The sequence below is a fragment of the Enterococcus sp. AMC1157 genome (assembly GCF_058216555.1).
Genome location: NZ_CM177099.1, coordinates 2,134,939 through 2,147,521 on the forward strand (window position 1 = coordinate 2,134,939; position 12,583 = coordinate 2,147,521).

Genomic DNA, 12,583 nt, shown 5'->3' on the forward strand with positions numbered 1-12,583 from the left:
GATGCTACGATTTCAAGCGATTTTTATTCGAGTAATCAAAGAACTATTGAGAGACAAACGAACTTTAGCTTTGATGATGTTGGCACCAATTATCGTCATTAGTTTAATGAATGTGGTCTTTGATACCAATGAAGAAACGAATGTCATTGTGGGTGTAGATGAAAACATTCCCACAGCTTTGACCGAGACATTTCCAAGTGAAGAAGTCGAGGTCATTCACTATTCCAATGCTCAAAATGTGCAACAAAAAATCAAAACAGATTCTTTAGCTGCTTTTATTACTTTAGAGGACGAGACCTTCCATATCACTTACGAAAATGAAGACCCTAGTAATACAGGAAAAGTCAGAGCCATTTTTCAAAGTAGTTTAACAGCGAATCGGCTAGAGGAGCTTGGGACAGAGCTACAGAAGATTGCCCAACAAACTGGACAGTCCATTCCGATTCCAGAACTCTCGATTGAAGAAACCTATGTCTATGGCAACGAAGATAGTACCTTTTTTGATAAAATATTTCCAATCTTAATTGGCTTTTTTGTCTTTTTCTTTATTTTCCTGATCTCTGGGATTGCCTTATTAAGAGAACGAACAGGTGGAACTCTGGAACGTTTGTTAGCGACACCAGTTAAACGTAGTGAACTCGTTTTTGGTTACCTAGCTGGTTATGGAATTTTTGCGATTTTACAAACTTTATTGATTATTTTTTATTCCATTTATATCTTAAATTTGGAAATTGTGGGTAGTTTATTGTGGGTAATTGTCACGAATATTTTATTGGCATTGGTCGCTTTGTCTATGGGATTATTCGTCTCAACTTTTGCCAATTCAGAGTTTCAAATGGTGCAATTTATCCCATTAATTGTTGTTCCACAAATTTTCTTTTCAGGTTTAATCCCTTTAGAAAGCATGGCGACATGGGTCCGCTATTTATCCTATCTGTTTCCATTAAGTTATGCCGGAGAAGCGTTGACTAATATTATGATTAAAGGGCAAGGTGGAAGGGATATTGCATTAAATCTAGGGATATTAGGATTGTTTATCGTTGGTTTTACCTGTTTAAATATTGTGGGATTAAAACGCTATCGAAAGGTGTGATTTGTTACTAAAAAAAGCCTACTGCATGTAGACTTTCATAAAGTAATTATTTTAGAGTACCAACAAAAAATGGAATGTGTTCCCCATTTGCTTCAAAGGGTTTAGCGATCGGTGTAGCAACAGTAAAGTGTTTTTCTTTGTCAGAGACACTGAAGACGTTTTTCCCAGCTTCAATTGTAATCTCAAAACTCATTTCGTCAGATAGTTGGTTTTCTTTGCCTTTTGTCATGATGAAGATTCCTGAAACGGTATAAGTTCCTGCTTCTAAATCAATCACAGTATCGCCAAATTTATCCTTTCTCTGGTTGTAAGATTCTAAATCCAAACCATTAACTGTCATTTTTTCTACTTGGTAAATGGATAAGTACGTTTCTTTCTTTTTCTTAAAAAACATCAGCATCTCCTCCTTAAATTGAAATCATTGCCACTCGTGTCTTCAGTCCTAATATAAGCTCTCAAAAATTGTTAGAAAATCTAGGATTTACAAAAGAAGCAACCATAAAATCAGCTGTTAAGAATTTTGAAGGAATTGTCTTTGATGATTATTTCTATTCATTATTTAAAGCTGGTTATCGAGGGAAAAATAACTAAAAGAAAGGTTTGGATATAAATGAAAAATTATAGTAAATATAAAAATTTGATAAATCTTGTTTTATCATCAATGGTATTGGTATTTCTGATTATCCTATTTATTTTTCCAACTGCAATCACATTTGAAAAAACTCTGGGATGGACTTTGATGATTGCGTTAGTGATAAATCTTTGTCTTAATGTGATGTATCATTTTAAAAATAGGTAGATTCATTACTCGTTTCAAGAAAAGAACTGAGACTATAATTACTTGAATGGTAGGACATGCGAACCGAAGAAAATTATTTCAGAATTTCGTGAAATTCATTTTACTTTGCTCAGATATTTCTGTTTATGTTTATATCAACTAAGATACAGTCAAGTCCACAATCCTGTGTAAAATACTATACAATGCTCTCACTATTTTTTACTTGGCGAATTTAATATATTTTCTTGATGAAGAAAGCCACTCATCGTGTTGATCAATAAGGACTGCTCCGATTAAACGATTGGCTGAAACGCAGTTTGGAAAGATACGAATAATTTTTTCTCTTCTGCGCACTTCTTGATTCAGTCGTTCAATTAGATTGGTACTCTTTAGTCGATTGTGGGAATTTCCTTGTACGGTATATTGAAAGGCGTCTTCGAATCCATCATCCAATGATGCGCAAGCTTTTGAATATTTTGGTTGATCGATATAATCATGAATCAATCGATTTTTAGCCTCACGAGCTAAGTTAATATCTGTGAACTTAAAAATTCCTTTAACAGCTTCTCTGAAAGATTTTGAATTTTTTTTAGGAATGGTGATAAAGATATTTCTTAGGAAGTGAACTTGGCATCTTTGCCAACTTGCGTTGGTGAAGGATTTTCTAATGGCAGAGACTAATCCTTTGTGCGCATCAGAAATAACGAGTTCCGTACCTTGTAAACCGCGTTCTTTTAGGTATTCAAAAAATGTTATCCAGGTCTCTTCGCTTTCGCCACTTTGAATCATGAAGCCGATAATTTCACGGTCGCCATCTTTGGTTATTCCAATCGCTATATGACAGCTTTTTGAGAGTACTCGATTTTCTTCTCGTACTTTTATATAGAGTACATCGGTCATTAAGTAAGGATAATTTTTTTCTGATAATAAACGATTCTGCCACTCGTTAACCATTGGTTCTAGCTGTTCTGTTAAGCTAGAAACGAAGGACTTAGAGACGGATTTACCACAAAGTTCTTCCACAATTTTTGATACTTTACGAGTTGAAACGCCTGATACATACATTTCCAACATTGAAGCAATGAGGGCTTTTTCGTTTCGTTGATAACGTTCAAACACTGTGGGTGAAAAATGGCCATCACGTGTTCTGGGTACTTTTAATTCTAGCGTGCCTATACGTGTCGTAAAGTTGCGCTCATAATAGCCATTTCGTTGACTTTGTCGGTTTTCTGTTCGTTCATATTCTTTTGCTTGAATATATTCTGTTCGTTGATTTTCCATTAGTTGATTAAATACCGTTGTTAAAATATTTTTAGAAACGTCATCCTTTACAGAATATTCAATAATGCTTTGAATCTCTTCGCTTTTCAGTGTAAAATGTACTTGGGTCATGTAAAGTCCTCCTAGGTATGTTTTTGTCGTTAAAAACATTGTACCGTAAAAGGACTGTTATATGGCCTTTTAACTTTTACACAATTATAAGGACTTTATCTAAGATACTTAAAAAATGATCATTAGTAATTTAAAAAACAAAGACAAAGATAAAAATCAATTATCCTTGTCTTTGTTTTTAAATTTATAGTAAAAGAAAGTTAAAATTTTATATCCGAAATATGTAACTGCAATCCAGAATAATACTGCATTAACAACAGAAAATATGGTAGAAGATAATTGTTCTGAAAGATATAAGAAAATAACCAAACCAAATACAATCATAATACTTTTATTTTTCAAAAAATTTCCTCCATTACGTCACTATTTCAATAAATAATTAGAGCAACAACTAATGCTTTCATCTTCTGAACTTTGAAAACATTAGCTGTTGCTCTGTTAATATGATTTTATAGACTTTTACCGAAACTCATCTGAAAAAAATCTAATGCGAGATGTAATCAATGGAAATTTTACTATTCCCACTCCACCTAAGTTGCTTGCCTAAAGCGCTGTTATATCAACGTTTGTAAGCTGAAAGACCTATTTTAGTAGGAAAATGGTAGTGTCAGAACCGTATGGCTTGATTTCCGTTAAAGACTGCAACGCTGGATTTTGTTGCATCTTTAAACTGAATGTTTCCTGTTATTTTTTCTGCTAAGCCTTCATCATTTTTGCTCCATAGATGGGCATAGTGTTTTAATGTGATCTCTGGGCTTGAATGACCTAACCGTTGAGAAACGACTAGAATGTCTGCATTGAATTCATTGATGAGGTAACTGACATGAGAATGTCGCAACCCCTTGCCTTGGATGACGGGAACGTGCGCTAGCTTGGCATAGCGTTCGATAATTCGTTGAACCGTCGATCGATACAAAGGCAAATCGGTATAACTCAGTACGAAATGGTCGATTCCATGAGCTTTTTGGACTTTCCGCCATTCTTTCAAAACGAGAACGGTATCCTCATCTAATGAAATGGTTCGCATTCCGTTTTCTGTTTTCGTGTAGGGTTTCCGTTCATAATCATTTTGATTTTTCATATCTAAGGTATGGTGAACACGCAGTTTTTTCCTTTTCAAATCAATATCATTCCAATAGAGCGCTAACCCCTCACTCACACGAATTCCTGTCATGTAATACAACCAGATCATCACAAAACACATATGTTCATAAAAATCGGGTTTGTAAATCACAGACAGTACACTTTCAAACTCTTCTTTTGTCCAGAAAGGAACAATCGATTTCCCTTTTGGAATGGCTTTGGTCCGCTTTGAAATATTTTCTTTGATAAAATCTAAAGAAACTGCATAGTCTAAAGATTTTCGAAACATTCCATAAAGAAGAGAACAGTAAGCTTGTGAATAACCACTTTCTGTCAGCAACCAGATACGGTAGTTCTCACAGTCTCTAACCGTGATGTCACGTAATTTCTGCTTTTTGAAGAAATTTGTGATTTGTTCTAGCCCGCATTCACGAGAATTCCAAGTACTTCGCTGTACAGAAGCTTTATAATACGGAATATAGCTTTTTTCCATGAATTGTTGGTAGGTTAAGTCATAATTTGCAAAACCGTTATTGACCATGTATTCATTTTTTAAGCGAAGCACCTCTTGATAAGCCGCTCTAGCAGATGTTAAGCGTTGCCCGTCCTCGTTTTTGGTTCCTTTTTTCTGAATTCTTTTTCCAGTGACTCGATCTAAACCGAGTTCCACTAAATAATAGAAACGTCCTTTCTTATCTTGGTACACACAGGAATATTTTGTTTTTGCCATGAAGTATTCCCCCTTACTGTAGGGGAATACCGATAATCTCTTCAACAATGTATTTAGGGACGACCCCAATACGTTTATTATTATAGTACGGATAGCCTTTATTGACCATCTTTACTTTGGATTGGCGAATAATCGTAACCGCTTGATTGGGTCGGAATCCCAATTCTTCTAACTCTTTTTTACTAATGGTACTTTTCATTTCCATTACTCACACTTCCTTTTAAAGAATATAGACGACAAACTATTTTTTTATTTTAGTATATTTGACGACACTTTCTGAAAATTCGATATTCCAATCCGTCGCCCCATTTTCATCCACATCAGGGAAGAACACGGGGGTTCGTAGGATATATTCATTGGAATAGAGAACTTTTTGAGTACCTACATCATAAGGAGTGTTTGTCAGTAATTTATTTTCAATCGGTAATTTCAAGTTTTGTGATTTGAAAAAAGCTTTTTGTTTATGCTCTTTTAAATCTAAGTCTTTATCGAAGTACTTACTGACATATCTTCCTCGATTTTCAACACTATCCACGTCAATTTTATTGATTTTTATAAATCCATTTCCCCATATGGTTGCCAAAGTGTTTTGTGGGATATAGGGAAAGGAGAAAAGGATAATATGATAGTGGATAGCCCCACGTTTTTGTTTCTCCCACGTAGCAATATATTTGAGTAAGGCTTTTTTTGTATGATGGATATGATAGTTTAATCGTTTGATAAATTTATTAAATTCGTTATTTGTATAAGCAATTTCATGAATGTTTTCTTTAAAAGTCAGTGTGAGAAATTTTGTTTGTTTATCAAAGTTAGTATCAATTAATCGTGCAATCGTAAAACGCATGTTGCGATAATGTTTTTGTTTTCTTTTCAGGCTATCGTATTGTTCATAAGCTGCTAATTCATCATAATCTCTCTTGGTGTCTTTTTCTTCTTCCTCATATAACCAGGCAAGTTCTTCTCTGTATTCTTTCGGTTCTTCATTTAAAGTTTCTTTTTTCAATTGAATTGGTTTTTCATATTCCCAAATTTCCTTATACGTAGGAGTTTCAATGACTTTCTGATTGTAAGCATGTAACAATCGAATCACTCCTAGCATGGAGAATCAATTACATAAATTTTTGCTTTATCAACGTCCTTTCTTTCGACAGATGTTGTCCTATATATCAAGTTAAGGGGGAAGAAATGCACGCATTTCTTCCCAGCCACTTTTCCGTCGTCTGGTGTTTTCCATCGAAAACGGCCGGGGCTTTCAGCCTTACCGTTTCCGCTGGAACCAGCCGCCGGAAGAATGACTTGACTGCTGTTCTAATTTTTCCACACGTTCATGCAATTGACGAAGGGTACGATTGAATTGATGGATCTTCTCAGCATATTTTTGACTCGCTTCTGATAGTTTTTGATCCAGCTTTTCTTCTAGCACTGTTAACAATTGCTCGTTTGATAACTGTTCAAATGAATATTTTGAATCAAACAATTGTCTTAGGGCTTCATCACGTCCTTTTTCAGTCATTAAAGAATGGACTTGGTTTAACCATTCAATTTCTTTTTCAGAGAAGACACGAATGGGTTTAGAAGTCTTTGCTTGAGACAAATGACTCCTGTTCCGAGAATCGCTTTGCTCATAGTGAAATTAGTAGTGACAATTCTTTTGAATAAAGTTGGTCCACTTGTCTAAAGTTGAAAGAGAATGAAGTCCCTCTACCTTGTCCAAAGTTTCTTGAGCGGTAAAGTAGGATTGTTTCATTTCTCAGTCATCAAAGTAGCAGAATCAGCAAAGGCAGAGAGACCATAATTTACAAAGTTTCCATTAGCTCTGCCCCAGGGTCTAAGCTCTAAACCGTTGAAGGTAATCGTCGCAATGCCCTTTTTTTCTAAATCTTCCTTTGAGATGACCGGAAATTCGCTGTCAACTTTAACCATAATTTTTTCAAATCTTAGTTTAGGTAAGATACATTCATAACTCCAACCCAACATTTCTCCATCTTTTTGCCAACGACTAACATTTACTACCTGATATTCTTTTTCTAATTTTTCTTTGGGTAAAGTAAAATCACTGATTTTGATGCTCATGCACATTCCTCCTTGTTTTTCGTATGAGAGCAACGATTGACACTAGTGTAGTGGCCTCTACATTTTATATAATATACGAAAAAATATACGATGTCAATAATTTTTACAAAAAATGTATACGAATAGATATACGAGTGGTATAATAGAGAAAAAATGACAGGAGGAACTCTCAAATGTTTGGAATGTTACAACCAGATAAGCAAGAGGTAGGAAATCGGCTGAAGCAAGTCAAAGAGCAACTGAATCTCTCTTTTTCAGATTTTGGAAATCGTCTGGGATTAAAAAAGCCAACGGTCAGCTCCTATGTACAAGGCTATAATCTGGCACCTTTAAATGTAATTAAAAAGGTCGCCAAAATCAGCGATAAATCCATTGGCTGGTTTTATTTCGGAACCATTGAAGAGTATTTAACACAATATCTGACCTTAAGAGGAGAAGGGGAACTGTTAAACGACCATCCAGAAGTGATTGAAGAGATTAAAACCATCTTTTATACGGATGATTTTAAAAATCTTGGCTGGGAAAATGAGGTGGGTTATCCAGCGGAAGAGTTTGTGGACGATTGTTTTGCGGATATTGCCTATAAAATTATGAAGAATTCCATCACTCAATTAACCAAAAAAGAAGTGGAAAACCTCGATCGTTTTAAGGCGTTAAACCCAGCTAAAAAAGAAGAACTAACGATTTTAGTTGCACAGAAAGCATTTGATTATGTCTGGGATATTGAACCGCTGAAGTATGGGGATCGACGAATTTTACAGATTGTGCAGAATATGCTCGAACAAGTAGAAGTGGAAGAGGATATTAAGTATAATGATGGATTTTTAGTGGGGAAGCTCATTGATATTTTGGATGATAATGAAGAAACGGAAGATATTATCCGGTTGCTTTCTAAAGCCTTGACTCAAAAAGGCTTTTCTACTTTTTTTGGCGGAAAAGAATTGGTCGAAATTCTCCAATCCATTCGCCCGGCATTGATTGAGTTATATGCTGAAAAAGATGAGAATGACTTTTATGATTGGTTTGAAAAGTGAAAAAAAGAATTTTTGTTTAAAGCTGTTGTACTGAAAAAATTTCAATTAGATAAAGTTGCACTAAATACCTATTTTAAAAATTGATTATGAGCGTTAATATTATCTTATAATAATTAATTATTCTATTTTGAATCGATTCGAATTAATCAATTTAAAGAGGTGGGTAATATGAAAAAATTAGCTTTATTTGCAGTATCAGTGTTAGGATTAACAGTAGTGACACAACCCGTATCTACTTTTGCTAATGAAAAATCAGATACTAAAGTGGAATCTGAAGAAACTCTTCCGGAAGTTTCAGTGCAATCAAAGGGTTTCTTTGATGAACTGATTGAAACTAATTCATTTGTAGATGAAACTGTAGCTGATTTAACCGATCAAGGATTTGATGTTAGCTATGAAATTATTTCTGTGGAAGAATCAGATTTTATTTATTACGAAAAAACGACTGATTCGATTTATGGTTTAGTGCAAGTAAGTGAAGAAGGAAACACAAGTTTAGAATTAACAATGAAAGACGATACAACGGTTGAATCTGCAGTATTTACCAACGAAGATGGGGAAGAGATTTATTTAGATGTGACGGAGGATGGAGAATCTGTGGATGTTTATACTGATGAAGGAACGGTCTCTACTTTTGCATTAACACCTGATCAAAAAAGTACACTATGTAGTATTCTTGTTGGGGTTGCAGGCGGTGGTGTAGGTGCAATTTATCAAGCTGTGGCTGCTGCTTTAGGTGGTCCAATTGCAGCTGGAGTAGTTTGGGCTATTAACACATTAGGTTGGTCTTATGTATCAAGTAAATGTTAATTAATGATAGGGGAGGCTAGACTTTTGAAAATAAAGAAAGCTGAAATAAGCTTCAAACAAATTTTGTGGTCAATAATGTCGGTGGTTGTTTTAGTCCCAATTATTAGATCAATATTTACGGGAAGACTGGACTATATATCACTTCTCTGTTCTGTAATTGGTGTTGGTTTAGGAACACCATTGACTTATTATTTTATGAATGGCAAGTCTTTCAAATCTATGAAAATGACTGAGGGAATTGTTGTAATTGTAATTAACATCGTGGTGACTATGGTTATCGCATTAGGGCTGTTTTTTCTGATTGTATGGATACAGAATAGTTTCTAAAATCAAAAGATTTAACAAAAGATCATTAAAAGAAGAAACTTCAGGGAATCCGTATTCAATAAAATGGACCCATAGATAAGGACAGTTTGAAAAAAACACCTTACCTATAGGTCTGTTTTTGTGTACACTTAAGATAATAAATGACTGGAGGAATGACTAGATGACTGTAAAGTATTTTACACCAGAACAACTTGAAATCTTACTTGCCAATCCAAATGTAGTCACTGCGAGTTCAAAAGCAATTACCTATTCTGTTGATTTTAAAATGAAATTTATTGAAGAATATGAATTGGGAAAATCACCTTCACGTATTTTTGAAGAAGCAGGATTTGATGTTCAAGTACTCGGTACAGAGCGTATCAAAACAGCCACTTTTCGTTGGAAGAAAGCTGTAAAAAATGATGGGACTTTAGGATTACGAGATACTAGAAAAGTAAAGAGCGGACGTCCATTAAAACGAACATTAACTCCTGAAGAACAAATTGCAAAATTAGAAGCAGAAAATCTTTATTTAAAAGGAGAATTAGATTTCATAAAAAAGTTAGAGCTGAGCGAAAAAGGAAATCGAACCAATAAGTTAACAGCAGAACTTACCTTTTCGCTCATCGAAGAACTTTCTAAGAAATCTAGTCGCTCCATCAGTTTATTTTGTCGCTTAGCAGGTGTCTCTCGTAGTGGTTACTATGCCTATAAGAAGCGTAGTTTTAACGTACAGAAACAGCATCGAGAATTGGTACTCAAAAAAACAATTGAACAAGCACTTGCCTTTCGTTCGAAAGACAAAGGCACGCGATCCATTGTGATGACACTCAAAAACACATTTGGAATTATCATGAATCGAAAGTGTGTTCAACGAATCTGTCGTAAGTTTGGGCTACTTTCATCTGTTAGAAAAGCAAATCCTTATCGAAGACTAGCCAAAGCTACGAAAGAGCATAGTGTTGTAGAAAATAAACTTAAACGAGCTTTCAAACCTGGTATAGCAGGAAAAGTTTTACTGACAGATATCACCTACCTTCCCTATGGAAATCAAGCTATGGCTTATTTGTCGACCGTTAAAGATGCACAAACAAATGAAATCTTGGCTTACCAACTTTCAAATAATTTAAAAATAGATTTTGTATTGAACACAATGACACAATTAGTTGAGAAACATGGGCATCGTTTAGATTCAGAAGTATTGATTCATTCAGACCAAGGTTCCCACTACACAAGTCCAAAATTTCAAAAATTGATGAAATCTTTTGGAATTACTCAATCGATGAGCAGACGAGGAAACTGTTGGGATAATGCCCCGCAAGAATCCTTTTTCGGTCATATGAAAGACGAATGTGATTTTGATAATTGTCAATCTTATAAAGAAGTTCAATCCTTAATAGACGATTATATGGATTACTATAATAATGATCGTGGACAATGGAATTTGAAAAAGCTGGCACCGATTGATTACCGGTACCAGCTAATAGCTGCCTAAAAATTATTGGTTTCTTTTTGAAGTGTCCTTGACTTAGGGTCCATTTTACAACGTATTGATTTCGTGAGGTTTCTCTTTTTTATAATACAGGAACATAAGGTAAGTTTATTACTTATTACTGTAGAAAAAGTTCGATTTCTTCTATAGTAATATTTTCACTATCGATTTCTAAAGCATTCATTTTGCTATATTCGAATTTTAGTAAACTTGGTACATAGAGTATATTATATTCTTGAGTGAAATCACTAAGAGCTTTTACATTGGTCTCTTTATTAGTATCAAGATATAGAATTTCTGCATTAACTGAGTTCATAGCTTCATACAACTTTGGGACAAATATTTGACAATAAGGACAATCATCTCTTCCAATGTAAACAGTAAATGATTGATTATTCTCAATTTTTTTTGTTAAACTGTCTATAGTTAAATTTTCAAAGTATGACACGTATTCATGATATGATTCTGGATCATTTTTTTTTACACCACAACCACTCAACATAAATCCCCCTATTAAAATAGGAACTAAAAGTTTATTTAACATTGATATTCCTCCTCCAATTCTTTTTTTAATATAAAATTTCTCATGTGAAATTTCCATAGGTATTTAGTGCAATAAATTAAGCAACATATATTTTCTTTTTTGCACAAAATACCTATATATTGCACAATCGCTATCTGATAAAATGAAACCATATTAAAGAAACGAGGTGTGACAATGGAAGGGACAATTAAAAGAGACAGTGTATTGGAGAGAATCGTTAATTTAAAAAGAGAAAATGTATCTTTTGAAGAATTGGAAAATATTATATCGTTTAGCGAGTATAAAAAATTAAAAGACTCGTTTAATCAAGAGACAAACTTTGTAACAACTTGGACAGATAAATGAAAAATACTGAAATAAGCTTAGAGATTTTCAAAAATATTGTTCGAAAAAATTTTAATACACTATTTTTAAACAGAGACGAATTGAAAATTCTCTTGAATAAATACCTTGAAAAAAAATTCAAAGGTAAATTTTTCTGGGGAATTTTTTTTCTGTATATTCGTTTAATTAAAAAAAAGAGTTTAGATTATAATGATTGGGTTTTAGCATCTAAGATTGAAATATTTATCATATGTACTGATATATTAGATGATCTAATGGATGGTGATAGTTCTTTCTTGGAAAATACAATACAGGAAGTATTAATTTGTAAAGAAGCTATGTATACCATATTAGATTCAATAATACACAACTTAGATGTTGGAATTGCAACAGTTTTCGAAGAAAATTTGTTATTAAGTTTAGCGTATCAGTTTTTAGACTTAACAAATCATATTGAAAGGAATTATCCAGAATTAGAATATTTTTCTGAGGGAGTTGGTAAATCTATTTATTTAGTAAATGCTGTTGTTCAGCTTGCTCTGGAAGCAACATTTCTACAAAAAATAAATTTTTCAAGTTCTTTTGCTATATACAATCAGATAGAAAATGACATAGAAAATATATATTCTAGAAAAATATCGGATATTTTACAAAACAAAGCAACGTTGCCAATCATAAAATCTTTTCAAGCAGTAAATAGTGATGAGTTGGATCTTTTAGTAAGATTTTTTTTTGAAAGAGAATCTATAAATCCAGAAAATATTAGAAAAATTATTAGCAATTCTGGTGCGATAGAGTATAGTAGATATATAAGAAATGAGTATCGAGTTAATTCACGAGACCAATTGTATAATCTATTCCCTAAATCAAGTAGGTATACTTCTGAATTGATTCAATACTTAAACTTAAATGATTGAGGTTAGT

The 12,583-nt window shown here is 33.6% G+C and carries 17 protein-coding genes; 8 read left to right on the forward strand and 9 right to left on the reverse strand.

The window, feature by feature from the left end; genetic code table 11:
- Nucleotide 1: 1 nt before the first annotated feature.
- The gene (locus AC4BBX_RS10345) at nt 2-1,093 is read left to right on the forward strand and encodes an ABC transporter permease (protein WP_490453748.1); all 1,092 of its coding nucleotides are present in this window, start codon (nt 2-4) and stop codon (nt 1,091-1,093) included.
- 46 nt (nt 1,094-1,139) lie between these two features.
- Here AC4BBX_RS10345 and AC4BBX_RS10350 read toward each other — a convergent pair whose 3' ends face one another.
- The gene (locus tag AC4BBX_RS10350; protein ID WP_490453749.1) at nt 1,140-1,487 is read right to left on the reverse strand and encodes a hypothetical protein; all 348 of its coding nucleotides are present in this window, start codon (nt 1,485-1,487) and stop codon (nt 1,140-1,142) included.
- A 68-nt stretch (nt 1,488-1,555) separates the two neighbouring features.
- Here AC4BBX_RS10350 and AC4BBX_RS10355 point away from each other — a divergent pair, with 68 nt between their 5' ends.
- Nucleotides 1,556-1,684, forward strand: coding sequence for a hypothetical protein (locus AC4BBX_RS10355; RefSeq protein WP_490453750.1), 129 nt, complete (start codon nt 1,556-1,558; stop codon nt 1,682-1,684).
- Between the two features lie 406 nt (nt 1,685-2,090).
- Here the strand turns inward: AC4BBX_RS10355 and AC4BBX_RS10360 are convergent, their stop codons facing one another.
- The 7 genes from AC4BBX_RS10360 to AC4BBX_RS10390 form a co-directional block, all read right to left on the reverse strand.
- A complete protein-coding gene (locus tag AC4BBX_RS10360; RefSeq protein WP_490453751.1) occupies nt 2,091-3,263 on the reverse strand; it encodes an IS256 family transposase in 1,173 nt (390 codons plus the stop codon).
- Between the two features lie 156 nt (nt 3,264-3,419).
- The gene (locus tag AC4BBX_RS10365; RefSeq protein ID WP_490453752.1) at nt 3,420-3,605 is read right to left on the reverse strand and encodes a hypothetical protein; all 186 of its coding nucleotides are present in this window, start codon (nt 3,603-3,605) and stop codon (nt 3,420-3,422) included.
- A gap of 265 nt (nt 3,606-3,870) precedes the next feature.
- Complete coding sequence (locus AC4BBX_RS10370; RefSeq protein WP_490453753.1) at nt 3,871-5,076, reverse strand: tyrosine-type recombinase/integrase; 1,206 nt, start codon at nt 5,074-5,076, stop codon at nt 3,871-3,873.
- A gap of 13 nt (nt 5,077-5,089) precedes the next feature.
- Nucleotides 5,090-5,281 carry a DUF3173 family protein gene (locus AC4BBX_RS10375; RefSeq protein WP_490453754.1) on the reverse strand — a complete coding sequence of 64 codons (192 nt, stop codon included), beginning with the start codon at nt 5,279-5,281 and terminating at the stop codon, nt 5,090-5,092.
- Nucleotides 5,282-5,317: 36 nt separating this feature from the next.
- Nucleotides 5,318-6,175 carry a rolling circle replication-associated protein gene (locus AC4BBX_RS10380; RefSeq protein ID WP_490453755.1) on the reverse strand — a complete coding sequence of 286 codons (858 nt, stop codon included), beginning with the start codon at nt 6,173-6,175 and terminating at the stop codon, nt 5,318-5,320.
- 159 nt (nt 6,176-6,334) lie between these two features.
- Nucleotides 6,335-6,670: a hypothetical protein gene (locus AC4BBX_RS10385; RefSeq protein WP_490453756.1), complete on the reverse strand. Its 336-nt coding sequence runs from the start codon at nt 6,668-6,670 to the stop codon at nt 6,335-6,337.
- A 149-nt stretch (nt 6,671-6,819) separates the two neighbouring features.
- Nucleotides 6,820-7,149, reverse strand: a complete 330-nt coding sequence (locus AC4BBX_RS10390; protein ID WP_490453757.1) for a hypothetical protein — start codon at nt 7,147-7,149, stop codon at nt 6,820-6,822.
- A gap of 173 nt (nt 7,150-7,322) precedes the next feature.
- Here AC4BBX_RS10390 and AC4BBX_RS10395 point away from each other — a divergent pair, with 173 nt between their 5' ends.
- The 4 genes from AC4BBX_RS10395 to AC4BBX_RS10410 all read left to right on the forward strand — a co-directional run bounded on the left by AC4BBX_RS10395 (nt 7,323) and on the right by AC4BBX_RS10410 (nt 10,794).
- Nucleotides 7,323-8,183 (forward strand): helix-turn-helix domain-containing protein, encoded by an 861-nt coding sequence (locus AC4BBX_RS10395; protein ID WP_490453758.1) that lies wholly within the window; start codon nt 7,323-7,325, stop codon nt 8,181-8,183.
- A gap of 168 nt (nt 8,184-8,351) precedes the next feature.
- Nucleotides 8,352-8,993, forward strand: a complete 642-nt coding sequence (locus AC4BBX_RS10400) for a hypothetical protein (RefSeq protein WP_490453759.1) — start codon at nt 8,352-8,354, stop codon at nt 8,991-8,993.
- Between the two features lie 24 nt (nt 8,994-9,017).
- A complete protein-coding gene (locus AC4BBX_RS10405) occupies nt 9,018-9,320 on the forward strand; it encodes a hypothetical protein (protein WP_490453760.1) in 303 nt (100 codons plus the stop codon).
- A gap of 160 nt (nt 9,321-9,480) precedes the next feature.
- Nucleotides 9,481-10,794 carry an IS3 family transposase gene (locus AC4BBX_RS10410; protein WP_490453761.1) on the forward strand — a complete coding sequence of 438 codons (1,314 nt, stop codon included), beginning with the start codon at nt 9,481-9,483 and terminating at the stop codon, nt 10,792-10,794.
- A gap of 115 nt (nt 10,795-10,909) precedes the next feature.
- On the opposite strand, the gene AC4BBX_RS10415 is transcribed toward AC4BBX_RS10410, so the two are convergent.
- Nucleotides 10,910-11,335 carry a DUF6568 family protein gene (locus AC4BBX_RS10415; protein WP_490453762.1) on the reverse strand — a complete coding sequence of 142 codons (426 nt, stop codon included), beginning with the start codon at nt 11,333-11,335 and terminating at the stop codon, nt 10,910-10,912.
- Nucleotides 11,336-11,509: 174 nt separating this feature from the next.
- On the opposite strand from AC4BBX_RS10415, the gene AC4BBX_RS10420 reads away from it, so the two are divergent.
- Both AC4BBX_RS10420 and AC4BBX_RS10425 read left to right on the forward strand, forming a co-directional pair.
- A complete protein-coding gene (locus AC4BBX_RS10420) occupies nt 11,510-11,680 on the forward strand; it encodes a hypothetical protein (protein WP_490453763.1) in 171 nt (56 codons plus the stop codon).
- Nucleotides 11,677-12,576 (forward strand): class 1 isoprenoid biosynthesis enzyme, encoded by a 900-nt coding sequence (locus AC4BBX_RS10425; protein ID WP_490453764.1) that lies wholly within the window; start codon nt 11,677-11,679, stop codon nt 12,574-12,576. The genes AC4BBX_RS10420 and AC4BBX_RS10425 overlap by 4 nt, the downstream gene beginning before the upstream one ends.
- Nucleotides 12,577-12,583: the final 7 nt, after the last annotated feature.